At 72.9% G+C, this 16,262-nt stretch carries 14 protein-coding genes; 5 read left to right on the plus strand and 9 right to left on the minus strand.

The genetic code is table 11. From position 1 onward, the window contains the following. Positions 1-85: 85 nt before the first annotated feature. Together NP048_RS09810 and NP048_RS09815 are read right to left on the minus strand one after the other, a co-directional pair. Positions 86-1,018 (minus strand): site-specific tyrosine recombinase XerD, encoded by a 933-nt coding sequence (locus tag NP048_RS09810; RefSeq protein ID WP_227575439.1) that lies wholly within the window; start codon positions 1,016-1,018, stop codon positions 86-88. Positions 1,019-1,028: 10 nt separating this feature from the next. Beyond that, the gene (locus NP048_RS09815) at positions 1,029-1,955 is read right to left on the minus strand and encodes a heme o synthase (RefSeq protein WP_372456789.1); all 927 of its coding nucleotides are present in this window, start codon (positions 1,953-1,955) and stop codon (positions 1,029-1,031) included. Between the two features lie 489 nt (positions 1,956-2,444). Between NP048_RS09815 and tkt the strand changes: the two genes are divergently transcribed. The 5 genes from tkt (at position 2,445) to pgl (ending at position 9,850) form a co-directional block, all read left to right on the plus strand. Then, complete coding sequence (tkt, locus tag NP048_RS09820) at positions 2,445-4,613, plus strand: transketolase (RefSeq protein ID WP_227575440.1); 2,169 nt, start codon at positions 2,445-2,447, stop codon at positions 4,611-4,613. An 83-nt stretch (positions 4,614-4,696) separates the two neighbouring features. Next, positions 4,697-5,830 (plus strand): transaldolase, encoded by a 1,134-nt coding sequence (tal, locus tag NP048_RS09825; protein WP_227575441.1) that lies wholly within the window; start codon positions 4,697-4,699, stop codon positions 5,828-5,830. After that, positions 5,827-7,368, plus strand: a complete 1,542-nt coding sequence (gene zwf, locus NP048_RS09830; protein WP_227575442.1) for a glucose-6-phosphate dehydrogenase — start codon at positions 5,827-5,829, stop codon at positions 7,366-7,368. The genes tal and zwf overlap by 4 nt, the downstream gene beginning before the upstream one ends. Then, positions 7,365-8,282: a glucose-6-phosphate dehydrogenase assembly protein OpcA gene (gene opcA, locus NP048_RS09835; protein ID WP_227575443.1), complete on the plus strand. Its 918-nt coding sequence runs from the start codon at positions 7,365-7,367 to the stop codon at positions 8,280-8,282. The genes zwf and opcA overlap by 4 nt, the downstream gene beginning before the upstream one ends. A gap of 74 nt (positions 8,283-8,356) precedes the next feature. Continuing rightward, positions 8,357-9,850 (plus strand): 6-phosphogluconolactonase, encoded by a 1,494-nt coding sequence (pgl, locus tag NP048_RS19355; RefSeq protein WP_308054092.1) that lies wholly within the window; start codon positions 8,357-8,359, stop codon positions 9,848-9,850. A gap of 125 nt (positions 9,851-9,975) precedes the next feature. Here the strand turns inward: pgl and NP048_RS09850 are convergent, their stop codons facing one another. The 7 genes from NP048_RS09850 to NP048_RS09880 all read right to left on the minus strand — a co-directional run bounded on the left by NP048_RS09850 (position 9,976) and on the right by NP048_RS09880 (position 16,258). Further along, positions 9,976-10,323 (minus strand): RNA polymerase-binding protein RbpA, encoded by a 348-nt coding sequence (locus NP048_RS09850; protein WP_227575444.1) that lies wholly within the window; start codon positions 10,321-10,323, stop codon positions 9,976-9,978. Positions 10,324-10,335: 12 nt separating this feature from the next. Next, positions 10,336-10,581: a preprotein translocase subunit SecG gene (gene secG, locus NP048_RS09855; RefSeq protein ID WP_227575445.1), complete on the minus strand. Its 246-nt coding sequence runs from the start codon at positions 10,579-10,581 to the stop codon at positions 10,336-10,338. A gap of 227 nt (positions 10,582-10,808) precedes the next feature. Beyond that, positions 10,809-11,603, minus strand: a complete 795-nt coding sequence (gene tpiA / locus NP048_RS09860; protein ID WP_227575446.1) for a triose-phosphate isomerase — start codon at positions 11,601-11,603, stop codon at positions 10,809-10,811. Between the two features lie 3 nt (positions 11,604-11,606). Further along, complete coding sequence (locus NP048_RS09865) at positions 11,607-12,806, minus strand: phosphoglycerate kinase (RefSeq protein WP_227575447.1); 1,200 nt, start codon at positions 12,804-12,806, stop codon at positions 11,607-11,609. Between the two features lie 168 nt (positions 12,807-12,974). Beyond that, positions 12,975-13,979: a type I glyceraldehyde-3-phosphate dehydrogenase gene (gap, locus tag NP048_RS09870; RefSeq protein ID WP_227575448.1), complete on the minus strand. Its 1,005-nt coding sequence runs from the start codon at positions 13,977-13,979 to the stop codon at positions 12,975-12,977. Positions 13,980-14,242: 263 nt separating this feature from the next. After that, on the minus strand, positions 14,243-15,223 hold the full coding sequence (gene whiA / locus NP048_RS09875) for a DNA-binding protein WhiA (protein WP_227575449.1): 981 nt from the start codon (positions 15,221-15,223) through the stop codon (positions 14,243-14,245). Between the two features lie 51 nt (positions 15,224-15,274). Further along, complete coding sequence (locus NP048_RS09880) at positions 15,275-16,258, minus strand: gluconeogenesis factor YvcK family protein (protein WP_227575981.1); 984 nt, start codon at positions 16,256-16,258, stop codon at positions 15,275-15,277. Positions 16,259-16,262 lie beyond the last annotated feature (4 nt).

A 16,262-nucleotide genomic window follows, 5' to 3' on the forward strand; every position in this document is an offset into this window, starting at 1 on the left:
GCCCGTCCGGGCCCGCCTCGCGCACAACCTACCGGAGCGCGGCGCCCGGACCCGATCCGACAGACCGGGCGACCCACGATCCGCATCATCGGGCGCGCGGGTGGCTGGCCGCGTACACCTCGCGCATGGTGTCCGGCGTGACCATCGTGTAGATCTGCGTGGTCGTCACGGAGGCGTGCCCCAGCAGCTCCTGGACCACACGCACGTCCGCGCCGCCGGCGAGCAGGTGCGTGGCGAACGAGTGCCGCAGCGTGTGCGGCGACACGTGGTCCGCCCTGAGCCCCGCACGTTCGGCCGCCACCCGCAGGACCGCCCACGCCGACTGCCTGCTCAACGGCGCACCGCGCGTGTTGAGGAAGATCGTGGCGTTGCCGCGCCCCGCCGCCGCGAGCACGGGCCGGCCCCGCACCAGGTAGGCCTCGACGGCCTGCGCCGCGTACGAGCCGACGGGCACGACGCGCTCCTTGCCGCCCTTGCCGAGCAGCCGGACCGCCGCGCGGTCCGGCGTCAGGTCCAGGTCGTCGACGTCCAGCCCGACCGCCTCGGAGATCCGGGCGCCCGTGGAGTACACGAGTTCGAGCAGGGCGCGGTCGCGCAGCGGCACGGGACCGTCGCCGAGCCCGGCGGCGTCCAGGAGGCGACCGACGTCGTCGACGGAGATCGCCTTGGGCAGCCGTCGCGGCTGCGCGGGCGGGCGGACGTCCGCTGCCGCGTCCGTCGGCGCCAGGCCGTCCAGGGCGAGGAACCGGTGCCACCCGCGCAGCGCCACGACGCTGCGGGCGGCGGACGCCGGTGACAGGACGGCGCGCCCGTCGGAGCCCGTGCGCAGCACGATGACGTAGTCCTCGGCGTCGCGCTCCGTGATCTCGGCGGGGTCGGTGCGGCCGGCGGCCTGCAGGTGCTCGACGTACCGCGTCAGGTCCCGCCGGTAGGCCGCGAGCGTGTGGACGGCCAGCCCCCGCTCGACGGCGAGGTGCGCGAGGTAGCCCTCGAGGGCGGCGGTCAGACGGTCGGCCACGTCCGTGACGTCACAGCGGGAGGAAGACGTCCACCGCGACCGCGACGGACAGCAGCGTCAGGTAGGTGATCGACCCGTGGAAGACCGTCATGGCGCGCAGCGGCGGGTGCTGCGGGTCACGGGCGCGGCGCAGCAGCGCGATGCACAACCACAGGAACCACGCACCGAGCGCGGCCGCGACCGCGGCGTAGACCCACGTCATGCCGCCGACCGGCACGAGCAGCAGCGAGCAGGCGATCATCGCGACCGTGTAGGCGATCATCTCGCGCGCGACCTTGGTGTCCGCGGCGACCACCGGCAGCATCGGGACGCCGGCGGCCGCGTAGTCCCGCCGGAACTTCATCGACAGCGGCCAGTAGTGCGGCGGCGTCCAGAAGAACACGACGCCGAACAGCAGGACGGCCTCCCACGAGATGCCGCCCGTGACCGCGGACCAGCCGATGACGACCGGCATGCACCCGGCGGCGCCGCCCCACACGATGTTCTGCGGCGTGCGCCGCTTGAGGATCATCGTGTAGCCGACGACGTAGATGAGGATGGCCGACGCGGTCCACATCGCAGACGGCGGGTTCACGACGAACCACATCCACGTGAGCGACCCCGCTCCCAGGACCAGGCCGAACACCAGCGCGGCGCGCGGGGTGATGCGACCGGTGACGATCGGGCGCCGCCGCGTGCGGTTCATGACGGCGTCGATGTCGTGCTCGAGGTACTGGTTCAGCGTGTTCGCCGCACCCGCCGCACCGGCGCCGCCCACGAGCGTGGCCGCCACCAGGCTCAGCGACGGCATCCCCCGTGCGGCGAGGAACATCGTCGGGATCGTGGTGATGAGCAGGAGCTCGATGACGCGCGGCTTCGTCAGTGCGACGTACGCGGCGAGGGTGCCCAGCGCCGCCGACCACCCGCGGGCAGACGATCCGGGCGCCTGCGCCTGCACGGGCGCGACCTGCGGCTCGACGCCGCCCACCGTGCCTGCCGCGCCGACGACGGCATCGGGGCTGCTCGCGTCGAGGGACGCGGAGGTGGACGGTCGCACGCGCTTCGGTATCCGTTCGGGAGGTCGGACGGGCTGCCGACGACCGCAGGGCGAGGGCAGGTGGGACCGAGGTCCCGCCTGGTCATGGTACGCATCCCCACACCGGCGTGGGTGGCACCACCCCGGCCCGGCGGGCCGGCAGCGCGTGAGATCCGTCGCATTCCCGGGCGTGACCAGGGTGGTGACCGATCCGGTGCGGTCTGGCAATCGGTTGCCACGCGGATGGACCGGGTGAGCATGACCACTCGGGGTGGCTATAGGCTCGCGACCAGCAGACATCCCCGTCCGACGATGCGACGGGGCCCCAGCCGGACGCACCGCTTCGCCGCGGACGCTGCCCGGAGACGCTCGGAACGACGCCCCGCGCGTGCGGGACGGGAATGAGGTGCGGTGAACGCGAAGGCTCCCCTGGCCACCAAGGTCGGCTGGTCCGACCTTGACCTGCGTGCGGTGGACACCACCCGCGTGCTCGCGGCGGACGCGGTCGAGAAGGTCGGCAACGGACACCCCGGTACGGCGATCAGCCTTGCGCCGGCCGCCTACCTGCTCTACCAGACGGTGATGCGGCACGACCCGACCGACCCGCACTGGCTCGGTCGCGACCGGTTCATCCTGTCGGCGGGGCACTCCAGCCTCACCCAGTACATCCAGCTCTACCTCGCAGGCTTCGGCCTCGAGCTCGAGGACATCGAGGCGCTGCGCACGTGGGGCTCCAAGACCCCCGGCCACCCCGAGTACCGGCACACCGCGGGCGTCGAGATCACGACCGGCCCGCTGGGTCAGGGGCTGGCGTCGGCCGTCGGCTTCGCGATGGCGGCCCGCCGTGAGCGCGGCCTGCTGGACCCCGAGGCCGCCCCCGGCACGAGCCCGTTCGACCACCACGTGTACGTGATCGCCTCGGACGGCGACCTGCAGGAGGGTGTGACGAGCGAGGCCTCCTCGCTGGCGGGGACGCAGGAGCTCGGCAACCTCGTCGTGCTGTGGGACGACAACCACATCTCGATCGAGGGTGACACCCAGATCGCGTTCACCGAGGACGTCCTCAAGCGGTACGAGTCGTACGGCTGGCACGTGCAGTACGTCGACTGGACCGTCGGTGGCGAGTACCGCGAGGACGTCGACGCGCTGCACGCGGCGATCGAGGCCGCCAAGGCCGTCACCGACAAGCCGTCGTTCATCGGCCTGCGCACGCTCATCGCGTGGCCGACGCCCGGCAAGACCGACGACCACTCGTCGCACGGCTCCAAGCTGGGCGCCGAGGCGATCCGTGGCCTGAAGGAGGTCCTGGGCTTCGACCCCGAGAAGAGCTTCGAGGTCGCGCCCGAGGTCATCGCCCACACGCGCTCGCTCGCCGACCGTGCCGCGACACAGCGTGCGGCGTGGCAGGAGGCCTTCGACGCGTGGGCCGCCGCGAACCCCGAGCGCAAGGCGCTGCTCGACCGCCTGCGCGCGGACGCGCTGCCCGAGGGCTGGGCCGACGCGCTGCCGACGTTCCCCGCCGGCAAGTCCGTCGCGACGCGCGCCGCGTCCGGCGAGGTGCTGTCCGCGCTCGCGCCCGTCCTGCCCGAGCTGTGGGGCGGCTCGGCCGACCTCGCCGGCTCGAACAACACGACCATGAAGGGTGAGCCGTCGTTCCTGCCGGCGCACCGGTCGTCGCACGAGTTCGCCGGCGACCAGTACGGGCGCACGCTGCACTTCGGCATCCGCGAGCACGCGATGGGCTCGATCCTGTCGGGCATCCGGCTGCACGGCCTGACCCGGCCCTACGGCGGCACGTTCTTCACGTTCTCCGACTACATGCGTGGCGCCGTGCGGCTCGCGGCCCTCATGGGCGTCAACGTCACCTACGTGTGGACGCACGACTCGATCGGCCTGGGTGAGGACGGCCCGACGCACCAGCCCGTCGAGCACCTCACCGCGGTCCGCGCCATCCCCGGCCTGGCCGTGGTGCGTCCCGCCGACGCCAACGAGACGGCCGCCGCCTGGAAGGCGACGCTCGAGCGGACCGACGGGCCCGTCGCGCTCGTGCTGACGCGGCAGAACGTGCCGACGTACCCGCGCGGCGAGGACGGGTTCGCGACCACCGACGGCGTCGCCCGCGGCGCGTACGTGCTGCTCGAGGCGTCGACCGGCACGCCGGACGTCGTGCTCATCGGCACGGGTTCCGAGGTCCAGCTCGCCGTCGAGGCGCGCGAGACCCTGGAGGCCGCCGGCGTCGCCACCCGCGTCGTGTCGGCACCGTGCCTCGAGTGGTTCGCCGAGCAGGACGAGGAGTACCGCGAGTCGGTGCTGCCCTCCTCCGTGCGTGCACGGGTGTCGGTCGAGGCCGGCATCGCGATGTCGTGGGACAAGATCGTCGGCGACGCGGGCCGCTCGGTGTCGATCGAGCACTACGGTGCGTCGGCCGACTACCAGACGCTGTACCGCGAGTTCGGCATCACCGCCGAGGCCGTCGTGGCCGCGGCGCACGAGTCGGTCGCGGCGGCGCGTGGGGCGCTCGCCGGGTCCGACACCCCGAGCACCCCGACGCAGTCGGGGACGGGCGACCTGCCCGCCTGAGGCTCGAACGTGGCGGGGCCGGCTGCGGCCGGCCCCGCCACGCGCAGGACGCGAAGCACCTCGTGCGACGAAGGGGAACGACCATGACCTCCAGCACCAACCCCCTGCACGCGTTGCGGGACGCGGGCGTCGCCGTGTGGCTCGACGACCTGTCCCGGCAACGGATCGCCTCCGGGGGCCTGAGCGACCTGGTCGCCCGCGGCGTCGTCGGCGTCACGACGAACCCGACGATCTTCGCCTCCGCACTGGCACAGGGCGACGCGTACGACGCACAGCTGCGGGCGCTCGCCGTCGCCGGCGCCGCCGTCGAGGAGGCCGTGATGCGGATCACGACCGACGACGTGCGCGACGCGTGCGACGTGCTGCGCCCGGTCCACGACGCCACCGGTGGGGTCGACGGGCGGGTGTCGATCGAGGTCGACCCGCGCCTGGCGCGCGACACCGCGGCCACCCTCGCGTCGGCCGAGACCCTCTGGTCGGAGATCGAGCGGCCCAACCTGTTCGTGAAGATCCCCGCCACCGTCGAGGGGCTGCCCGCGATCACGGCGGCGCTGGCCCAGGGCATCAGCGTCAACGTCACGCTGATCTTCTCGCTGCAGCGCTACCGCGCGGTCCTCGACGCGTTCGTCGACGGGCTCGAGCAGGCACGCGCCGCCGGGCTCGACCTGGCACCCATCGCGTCCGTCGCGTCGTTCTTCGTCTCGCGTGTCGACGCCGCGATCGACCCGCTGCTCGACGCCCTCGGGACGGACGAGGCGGCTGCGCTGCGCGGCACGGCCGCGATCGCCAACGCGCGCCTCGCGTGGGGCGTCTACCAGGACGTCGTGACGAGCGAGCGGTGGCAGGCGCTGGCGGCGGCCGGGGCGCGCCCGCAGCGGCCCCTGTGGGCGTCGACCGGGGTCAAGGACCCCGCGTACCCCGACACCCGGTACGTCGACGAGCTCGTCGTCGCCGGCACGGTCAACACCATGCCCGAGAAGACGCTCGAGGCGGTCGAGGACCACGGCGACGTGCGCGGCGACACCGTCACCGGCACGCAGGAGGCGTCGGCCACGCTGCTCGACCGCATCGAGGCGCTCGGCATCTCGGTCGACGACGTCACCGAGCAGCTCGAGGTCGAGGGCCTGCAGAAGTTCGAGGCGTCCTGGGCCGAGCTGCTCACCACGGTCGAGGCGGGCCTCGCGCGCGCAGCCGGGCCCGCCGAGGCGGGCAGGTGAGCCCGGCGAAGGTCGCACCGGACCAGAACCCCCTGCGGGACCCGCGGGACCGCCGGCTCCCGCGCATCGCCGGACCCTGCGGGCTCGTGATCTTCGGGGTCACGGGCGACCTCGCCCGCAAGAAGCTCATGCCCGCGGTGTACGACCTGACGAACCGGGGGCTGCTGCCCCCGGGCTTCGCGTTGACGGGCTTCGCACGCCGGGACTGGGAGACCCAGGACTTCGAGCAGGTGGTGCACGACTCCGTCAAGGAGCACGCGCGCACCCCGTTCCGTGAGGCCACCTGGCGGCAGATGTCCGAGGGCATCCGGTTCGTGCAGGGCACCTTCGACGACGACGAGGCCTTCGACCGGCTCAGCCAGACCGTCGAGGAGCTCGACGTCACGCGTGGCACGGGCGGGAACCACGCGTTCTACCTCTCCGTGCCGCCCAGCTCGTTCCCGGTGGTGTGCGAACAGCTCGCCCGGTCCGGCCTCTCGCAGCCGAAGGAGGGCACCTGGCGCCGCGTCGTCATCGAGAAGCCGTTCGGCCACGACCTGGAGTCGGCACGCGAGCTCAACGACATCGTGTCGCAGGTCTTCCGGCCCGACGACATCTTCCGGATCGACCACTACCTGGGCAAGGAGACGGTCCAGAACCTGCTGGCCCTGCGCTTCGCGAACCAGCTCTTCGAGCCCATCTGGAACGGCAACTACGTCGACCACGTACAGATCACGATGGCCGAGGACATCGGCATCGGTGGCCGGGCCGGGTACTACGACGGCATCGGCGCCGCCCGCGACGTCATCCAGAACCACCTGCTGCAGCTGCTCGCCCTCACCGCGATGGAGGAGCCGGTCTCGTTCGACGCGGCGGCCCTGCGAGCCGAGAAGACCAAGGTGCTCTCGGCCGTCCGGCTGCCCCGCGACCTGGGTCGGAACACCGCCCGCGGGCAGTACACCGCAGGGTGGCAGGGTGGCGAGAAGGTCGTCGGCTACGCGCAGGAGGAGGGGTTCAACCCCGACTCCACGACCGAGACGTACGCCGCGATCCGCGTGGACATCGACACCCGGCGCTGGGCCGGCGTGCCGTTCTACCTGCGCACCGGCAAGCGACTGGGCCGCCGGGTCACCGAGATCGCCGTGGTCTTCAAGAAGGCTCCCCACCTGCCGTTCGAGGCCACCGCGGCCTCCGAGCTGGGCAAGAACGCCCTGGTCATCCGCGTCCAGCCGGACGAGGGCGTCACCCTGCGGTTCGGCGCCAAGGTCCCGGGCACCGCGATGGAGGTGCGCGACGTGACCATGGACTTCGGCTACGGCCACGCCTTCACCGAGTCGTCGCCCGAGGCGTACGAGCGCCTCATCCTCGACGTCCTGCTCGGCGACCCGCCGCTGTTCCCGCAGCACGACGAGGTCGAGCTGTCCTGGAAGATCCTCGATCCCGTGACGGCCTACTGGGCCTCGCACGGCAAGCCGGACGAGTACCGCGCCGGCACGTGGGGCCCGGCGTCCGCCGACGAGATGATGGCCCGCGACGGGCGTGCCTGGAGGCTGCCGTGATCATCGACCTGCCGGACACCACGACGCGGGACATCAACCGGCGCCTGGTCAAGGTGCGCGACGAGGGCGGAGCGATCGCGCTCGGCCGGGTGCTGACGCTCATCATCGACGCCGACGCGCACGACCCCGAGGAGGCCATCGCGGCCGCCAACGCGGCGAGCCGCGAGCACCCGTGCCGCATCATCGTCATCACCGAGCCCACCGGCCAGCGCACGTCGAGCCTCGACGCCCAGATCCGGGTCGGCGGGGACGCGGGCGCCAGCGAGGTCGTCGTCCTGCGCATCTCGGGCGGCGTCACGCGGCACGTGGACACCCTCGTGATGCCGCTGCTCCTGCCCGACGCGCCGATCGTCGTGTGGTGGCCCTACGACGTGCCCGCCAACCCGTCCGAGCACCCGCTGGGCCGCATGGCGCAGCGCCGCATCACGGACACCTCCGCGTGCCCACGACCCGGGCGCGCGCTGCGCGACCTCGCGCGCGTCTACGCGGACGGTGACACCGACCTGGCGTGGACCCGCGCGACGCTGTGGCGGGGACTCATCGCCGCCACGCTGGACCAGCCGCCGTTCGAGCCCGTGCACCGTGCCGTGGTCGTCGGGGAGAGCACGCACCCCTCCGTCGACCTCATGGCCGCGTGGCTGGCCCAGTCGCTGCGGTGCCCCGTGGAGATCGAGCGTGTCCCCGGTGCGCCGGCGATCACCCAGGTCCGGCTCCAGCGCACGTCGGGCGACATCGTGCTGGACCGTCCCGACGGGAAGACGGCCGCCCTGCGTCAGCCGGACCAGCCCGAGCACCGCATCGCGCTGCCGATCCGCCAGCTCCGCGAGTGCCTGGTCGAGGAGCTGCGGCGCCTCGACGCCGACGAGGTCTACGGCGACGTCCTGCAGAAGGGCCTCGCCCGCATCGACACGTGACACCGCAACGGCACCCGGCCGCCGGCGCCACCCCGCCCGACGAGCCCGGCGGTGCCGGGTACTGGAGGAGACGCATGAGCCCCGCCCCACCCGAGGTCCTGGTCCACCCCGACGCCGACGTGCTGGCCGCCGCGACGGCCGCCCGCCTGCTCACGCGGCTCGTCGACCTCCAGTCGCACCGGTCGCCGGTGCACGTCGTCCTCACGGGTGGCACCGTGGGCATCGCGACCCTGCGGGCAGTAGCCGCCTCCCCCGCGCGCGACGCCGTGGACTGGAGCGGCGTGCACCTGTGGTGGGGCGACGAGCGCTTCCTCCCGGACGGCGACCCGGACCGGAACGAGACGCAGGCCCGTGAGGCCCTCATCGACACCCTGGGCGACGCGCTGCCGGTCGGCAACGTCCACCCCGTCCCGCCGCTGTCCCCCGACGTCCCCGACGGCGAGAGCGCCGCGCGACGTTACGCGGCCGAGCTGCGCGCGCACGCGGGCGGCGACGGGGTCGCGCCGCAGCTCGACGTCCTCCTGCTCGGCATGGGTCCCGACGGGCACGTCGCCTCCCTGTTCCCCGGGCGTCCGTCGCTCTTCGAGGCCAACGCAGTCGTCGTCGCCGAGCACCACTCCCCCAAGCCGCCGCCGGAGCGGGTCTCCCTGACGTTCCCGCTGATCCGTTCCGCGCGTGAGGTGTGGGTCGTCGCCGCCGGCGCCGAGAAGGCACCCGCCGTCGCCCGCGCCCTCGCGGGGGACGACGTCCGCGAGACCCCCGCAGCGGGCGCCTACGGCAGCGAGCGCACCGTCTGGCTGCTGGACCTGGCGTCGGCCGCGGACCTGCCCACCGCCGACGCGTCAGTGGACCCGGGGCACCCGGGCGGCACCGCCGACGGCGGGTTGCGTCCCCGCAGCGCCTCCGGCGCGGAGCGCGCGTGGGCCGCGGTCGACGAGTACGTCGCCCCCCTCGTCGACGAGCCGCCGGCCGCGCGTGCCGTGCAGGCCGCCGCCGCGGACGCAGGGCTGCCCGACATCGCCGTGAGCGCCGCCCAGGGACGTCTCCTGGACGTGCTCGCGCGCGCCGTCGGCGCCCGGCGGGTCCTCGAGATCGGCACGCTCGGCGGGTACAGCACGTGGTGGCTCGCGCAGGCGGTGCCCGCGGACGGCACGGTCGTGACCCTGGAGCTGGACGCCGAGCACGCGGCCGTCGCCCGACGGTCCCTGCAGGACGCCGGCCTGCAGGACCGCGTCGAGCTCGTCGTGGGACCCGCCCTCGCCTCCCTCGACCGCCTCGTCGCGTCCGGGACCGACCCGTTCGACCTCGTGTTCGTCGACGCGGACAAGCAGCAGCTGGCGCAGTACGTCGACCGCGCGATCGCGCTGTCCCGGGCGGGCACCCTCGTCGTGGTCGACAACGTAGTGCGCAACGGTGCCGTGGTCGACCCCGAGCACCCCGACGACCGGGTGCAGGGCGTGCGCGCCTTCTACGAGCGCGCCGCGGCCGACGACCGGCTCGACGGCACGGTCGTGCAGACGGTCGGCGAGAAGGGCTACGACGGGTTCGCGCTGCTACGTGTCCGTTGACCCCGGCTGCCCGGCGCGGCGACGGCCAGCCGGTGAACGGCGACGGCGCCGCACCCGTGGGGTGCGGCGCCGTCGCGACGTCGTGGTGGCCGACCGGCGTCAGTGCCGGTGGCTGCGCGTGGGGCTCAACGACCCCGCCGAGCACGCAGTGCTGCGAGCGCCTCGTCGAGGATCGCTGCCCCGTCCTCCTCGCTGCGACGCTCCTTCACGTACGCGAGGTGGGTCTTGTACGGCTCGTTCTTCACCGGTGCGGGCGGAGACTCCGGGTCCTGCCCTGCCGGGAAGCCGCAGCGGGGGCAGTCCCACGTGACGGGTGCCTCCTCGGCAGCCTCCTCCGCGAAGCTGGGCCGCGTCTCGTGCCCGTTCGCGCACCAGTAGGAGATCCACACGCGCGGGGCTGCGTCACCGCGTTCGGCCTCGCCCATCGGGCCGGCTCCGACGCGCGACCCCCTGATCGCACTCCCGCTCGCCATGGCCAGGCCCCCCTACTCCGAGAACTTCTCGACCAGGCCGAGCAGGACGATCATGACCGTCCACAGCAGGGCGACGGTCACCGTGATGCGGTTCAGGTTGCGCTCCGCCACACCCGACGAGCCGGCGCCGGCGGTGATGCCGCCGCCGAACATGTCGGACAGGCCGCCGCCCTTGCCCTTGTGCAGCAGCACCAGCGGGACGAGCAGCAGGCTGGTGAGAACCAGCAGCACCTGGAGGGTGATACGAAGACCAGTCACGTCGGTGGGGTTCCTCACTCGGGCGGTTCGGTGCAGCGGTGCGCCGGTGCCGTGGTCGGCGTCGTCGCATGTCGTGCCGGTGCGGTCGTCGGCACGTGCGCCGACTTGGTGACCGCGGTACAGGGTAGGCGACGCGGGGCGGTACGTTCCACCACCACGCAGTCCGTGGGACGCCAGGGCCCGGGGCCGGGGCACCGCAGGTGCGGCGTCCCGGCCCCGGTCGGGGGTCAGGCGACGGTGTGCGCCTGGTACCGCGCGATCTTGGCGAACTCCTCCGGGTCGAGGCTCGCGCCGCCGACCAGGGCGCCGTCGACGTCAGGCTTCGCCATGATCTCGGCGACGTTGGAGGACTTCACGGACCCGCCGTACAGCACACGGACCGCGTCCGCAGTGGCCTGGTCGTACAGCGTGGCGACCTTGCCGCGGACAGCCGCGCACAGCTCCTGCGCGTCGTCCGGCGTGGCCGTCTTGCCGGTGCCGATGGCCCACACCGGCTCGTACGCGACCACGAGGCCCGCGACCTGCTCGGCCGACAGGCCGGCGAGTGCGCCCTCGAGCTGCGCGAGGGTGTGCGCGACGTGCTCGCCGGCCTCGCGGACCTCGAGCGGTTCGCCGACGCACAGGATCGGGACGAGCCCGGCACCGAGCGCCGACTTCACCTTGGCGTTGACGATCGCGTCGTCCTCGTGGTGGTACTGGCGGCGCTCCGAGTGGCCGACGGCCACGTAGGTCACGCCCAGCTTCGCGAGGAACAGCGGCGAGATCTCGCCGGTGTACGCACCCGACTCGTGCGCCGACACGTCCTGGGCGCCGTAGACGATCTCGAGCTTGTCGGCGTCGACGAGCGTCTGCACGCTGCGCAGGTCGGTGAACGGCGGCAGGACCGCGACCTCGACGGCCGCGAAGTCGTGCTTCGCGTCCTTGAGCGTCCAGGCGAGCTTCTGCAGCGTGTGCGTCGCCTGGTGGTGGTCCAGGTTCATCTTCCAGTTGCCCGCCATCAGCGGGGTGCGGGTCGTTGCCACGTCTCAGTCCTCCAGGACCGCGATACCGGGGAGGATCTTGCCCTCCAGGAACTCCAGCGACGCACCGCCGCCGGTCGAGATGTGGCCGAAGTCGGCCTCGTCGAACCCGAGCGTGCGCACGGCCGCGGCCGAGTCACCGCCGCCGACGATCGTGAAGGCGCCGTTGCGGCCCGCGTCCACCAGCGCCTGCGCGACGGCACGCGTGCCGGCGGCGAACGCCTCGAACTCGAACACACCGGCCGGACCGTTCCAGACGACGGTCTTCGCGTCGACGATCTTCGACGCGAACAGCTCGGCCGTCTTCGGGCCGATGTCCAGGCCCATCTGGTCGGCCGGGATCGCGTCGACGTCGACGACCGTCGCCGGGGCGTCGGCCTTGAACTCGGGCGCGACGACGACGTCGACGGGCAGGACGATCTCGACGCCCTTCTCCTTCGCCGTGGCCAGGTAGCCCTTGACGCGGTCGATCTGGTCCTCCTCGAGCAGGCTCTTGCCCACCGGGTGACCCTGCGCGGCCAGGAACGTGAAGAGCATGCCGCCGCCGATGAGCAGGCGGTCCGCCTTGCTCAGGAGGTTCTCGATGACACCGAGCTTGTCGGAGACCTTCGAGCCGCCGAGCACGACCACGTACGGGCGCGCCGGGTCGTCGGTCGCCTTGCGCAGCGACTCGACCTCCTTGAGGACCAGCTGGCCGACCGCGTGCGGCAGCCGCTGCGCGACGTCGTAGACCGACGCCTGCTTGCGGTGCACGACGCCGAAGCCGTCGGAGACGTACGCGTCCACGAGCGACGCGAGCTCGTCGGCCAGGGCGCCGCGCTCGGCGTCGTCCTTCGAGGTCTCGCGGGCGTCGAAGCGCACGTTCTCGAGGAGGGCGATCTGGCCGTCCTCCAGGCCGGCGACCGTGGCCTTCGCCGACTCGCCGACGAGGTCCTCGGCCAGCGCGACGGGCTGGCCGAGGAGCTCACCGAGGCGTGCCGCGACGGGCGCGAGGGAGTACTTGGCGTCCGGGGTGCCCTTGGGGCGGCCGAGGTGCGCCACGACCACGACACGCGCGCCCTTGGCGAGCAGCGCCTGCAGCGTCGGCAGCGCGGCGCGGATGCGGCCGTCGTCGGTGATGGTCGTGCCGTCGAGCGGCACGTTGAAGTCGGAGCGGACGAGCACGCGCTTGCCGCGCAGGTCGCCGAGGTCGTCGATGGTCTTCATGATCTCCTACCTACCTGCCGCCGGCGTTGCCGGCGGCCTGGGTCGCCCCCGCCTGCGCGGGGGCACGGTGTGGGGCGCTACGGCCCCGGACACAGCAGCGTCCGCGTGCGCCGGGCCGGTGGCCTCGGCGCACGCGGACGCATGGACTGCCTCAGAGCGTGACGTACGTCAGAGACGCGCGCCCACGTACTCCGTGAGCTTCACGAGGCTGCTGGAGTAGCCCCACTCGTTGTCGTACCAGGCGACGATCTTGACGAGGTCGCCGCTCACCTTGGTGAGCTTCGCGTCGAAGATGCTCTGGTGCGGGTCGGTGACGATGTCCGAGGAGACGATCTCGTCCTCGGTGTACTTCAGCGTGCCCTTCATCTCACCCTCGGCGGCAGCCTTGACCGCGGCGTTGACCTCCTCGACCGTGACCTCACGCGAGGCGGTGAAGGTCAGGTCCGTGGCCGAGCCGGTGATCGTCGGGACGCGCAGCGCGAACCCGTCGAGCTTGCCCTTGAGCTCCGGCAGGACGAGCGCGACGGCCTTGGCGGCGCCGGTCGTCGTCGGGACGATGTTCTGCGCAGCGGCACGCGCACGACGCAGGTCGCGGTGCGGGCCGTCCTGCAGGTTCTGGTCGCCCGTGTACGCGTGGATCGTGGTCATGAGACCACGCTCGATGCCGATCGCGTCGTTGAGCGCCTTCGCCACGGGGGCGAGGCAGTTCGTGGTGCACGAGGCGTTCGAGATGATGTGGTGCGCCGCAGCGTCGTAGTCGGTGTGGTTCACACCGACGACGAAGGTGGCGTCCTCGTTCTTGGCCGGGGCCGAGATGATGACCTTCTTGGCGCCGGCGTCGATGTGCGCCTTCGCCTTGGTGGCGTCCGTGAAGAAGCCGGTCGACTCGATGACGATGTCCGCGCCCAGCTCGCCCCAGGGCAGGTCGGCCGGGTTGCGCTCGGCCAGTGCCCGGATCTTCTTGCCGTCGACGATGATGTTCTCGTCGTCGTAGTCCACGCTCAGCGGGAAGCGGCCGAGGACCGTGTCGTACTTGAGCAGGTGCGCCAGGGTGTGGTTGTCCGTCAGGTCGTTGACACCGACGATCTCGATGTCGGCCCCCGAGGCGATGATGGCGCGGTAGAAGTTGCGCCCGATGCGGCCGAAGCCGTTGATGCCGACCTTGATGGTCACTTGCCCTCCTCGGCACGCGCCGATCAAAGCCGGCGCACACAGTTGGTGTTCGGTCACGCACGCCGCTGTGCGTCCCGACCGCCACTGACCGTCACGGGCCGGGTCGTGCCCAGCGCGTTGCGTCCTCGTTGCGATCGGATGACCCCGAGCCTATACCCCGAGGCACACGCCCCGCCCAAGACGAAGGTCCACCCTGGGACGCCTTTCGCATGCTGGACCATCCCCGCGGCACCCGCGCGGCCTGCCGCCGCAGCGGCGTCGTGTCACAGGTCGAGCAGATCGGGGCTCAGGCCCGCCTCGGTGTCGGGGATCCCCAGCTCCGCGGCACGTCGGTCCGCCGTGGCGAGCAGCCGCCGGATACGCCCCGCGACCGCGTCCTTCGTCAGCGGCGGGTCGGCGAGCTTGCCGAGCTCCTCGAGCGACGCCTCCTTGTGCGCGAGCCGCAGCTCACCGGCCTGCCGCAGGTGCTCCGGCAGGTCGTCCCCGAGGATCTCGAACGCGCGGTCCACGCGGGCGCCGGCCGCGACCGCCGCGCGCGCGGAACGACGCAGGTTGGCGTCGTCGAAGTTCGCGAGCCGGTTCGCCGTGCCACGGACCTCGCGGCGCACGCGCCGCTCCTCCCACACGAGCATCGCGTCGTGCGCACCGAGACGCGTCAGCATCACGCCGATCGCGTCGCCGTCGCGGATCACGACACGGTCGACACCGCGCACGTCCCGCGCCTTGGCGGCGACGCCGAGCCGACGTGCGGCCCCGACGAGCGCGAGCGCGGCCTCCGGACCCGGGCACGTGACCTCGAGAGCGGACGAGCGTCCGGGCTCGGTGAGCGACCCGTGTGCGAGGAACGCGCCCCGCCAGGCGGCCTCCGCCTCGCCCACGCCCGCCGAGACGACCTGCGGCGGCAGGCCGCGGACGGGTCGGCCGCGGTTGTCCAGCAGACCGGTCTGGCGGGCCAGCGACTCGCCGTCCTTCACCACCCGCACGACGTAGCGGCTGCCGCGGCGCAGACCGCCGCCGGAGACGACGATGATGTCGCTCTCGTGACCGTAGATCTCGGTGATCGCCTGGCGAAGCCGGCGGGCGGCGATGCCCGTGTCCAGCTCGGCCTCGATGACGATGCGCCCGGAGATGATGTGCAGGCCCCCGGCGAACCGCAGGGTCGCAGAGATCTCCGCCTTGCGGCAGGACGTCTTGTCCACCTTCAGCCGGGCGAGCTCGTCCTTCACCTGTGCTGTCAGCGCCATGGCGTCATCCTGCCACTGCCGCCCGGGTGGTCGTGACGTTCCTGTGACCCGTCACCCGTCGGAGTCGCGACTGCCGACCGCGCGGCCGGCTCGAGTCCCGACGTCCCCGAGGTAGTCCTCCACGACGTCACGCAGCGCGGCTGCGAGACGCAGCGGGTCGTGCACCGCACTCTGGTCGCCACGTCGGACCTGCCGGACCAGCAGTCGACACCCCATCGCCGCGCAGAGGTCCGCGAGCTCGCCGACGTCGTCCACCGACCCCGGGTCGGCGACGACGGCGTGCAGGGCCAGCTCCGGGGCATGTGCGCGCAGCACCTCGAGGTGGTCGACGGCTCGCATACCGGCCGTCTCGTTGTCCGGCGTCAGGTTGAGCACGACGACGATCCGCGCCGGCGTCTCGACGAGCGCGGCGCGCAGCTGCGGGACCAGGAGGTGGGGCAGGACGGACGTGTACCAGGATCCCGGGCCCAGGACGACCCAGTCGGCCTCGCGCACCGCCGCGACGGCCTCCGGGCAGGCCGGCGGGTCGGCGGGGTGCAGCCGCAGGTGCTCGATGCGGTGCGGGGTCACGGCCACGTGCGTCTGGCCACGCACGACCTCGCACCGGCCCTGCGCCGTGCGGACGTCCGCCTCGATGCACAGCGGGACCGACGCCATCGGCAGCACCCGGCCGCGGGCACCGAGCAGGCGTCCGACCAGGTCGAGCCCGTCGACCGTGTCACCCAGCAGCTCCCACAGCGCCACGATCAGCAGGTTGCCGACAGAGTGGTGGTCCAACGGCCCGTCGGTCGCGAACCGGTGCTGCATCAGGTCCCGCCACGTCCGGCCCCAGTCGGAGTCGTCGCACAGGGCCGCCAGGGCCATCCGCAGGTCACCGGGGGGCAGCACGCCCATCTCCTCCCGGAGCCGCCCGGAGGACCCGCCGTCGTCGGCGACGGTCACGACGGCCGTGATGCGGTCCGTCATGAGTCGCAGCGCCGACAGCGCCGCCGACAACCCGTGGCCGCCGCCGAGCGCGACGACGGCGGGACGCATCGGG

The organism is Cellulomonas xiejunii (assembly GCF_024508315.1).
In the GTDB taxonomy this organism is placed as follows: Bacteria; Actinomycetota; Actinomycetes; order Actinomycetales; family Cellulomonadaceae; genus Cellulomonas; species Cellulomonas xiejunii.

Excerpts from the sequence above, each read along its gene's own strand:
- tal (WP_227575441.1), top strand. The coding sequence starts at position 4,697 with ATGACCTCCAGCACCAACCCCCTGCACGCGTTGCGGGACGCGGGCGTC.
- NP048_RS09865 (WP_227575447.1), bottom strand. The coding sequence starts at position 12,806 with ATGAAGACCATCGACGACCTCGGCGACCTGCGCGGCAAGCGCGTGCTC.
- pgl (WP_308054092.1), top strand. The coding sequence starts at position 8,357 with ATGAGCCCCGCCCCACCCGAGGTCCTGGTCCACCCCGACGCCGACGTG.
- whiA (WP_227575449.1), bottom strand. The coding sequence starts at position 15,223 with ATGGCGCTGACAGCACAGGTGAAGGACGAGCTCGCCCGGCTGAAGGTG.
- NP048_RS09880 (WP_227575981.1), bottom strand. The coding sequence starts at position 16,258 with ATGCGTCCCGCCGTCGTCGCGCTCGGCGGCGGCCACGGGTTGTCGGCG.
- NP048_RS09850 (WP_227575444.1), bottom strand. The coding sequence starts at position 10,323 with ATGGCGAGCGGGAGTGCGATCAGGGGGTCGCGCGTCGGAGCCGGCCCG.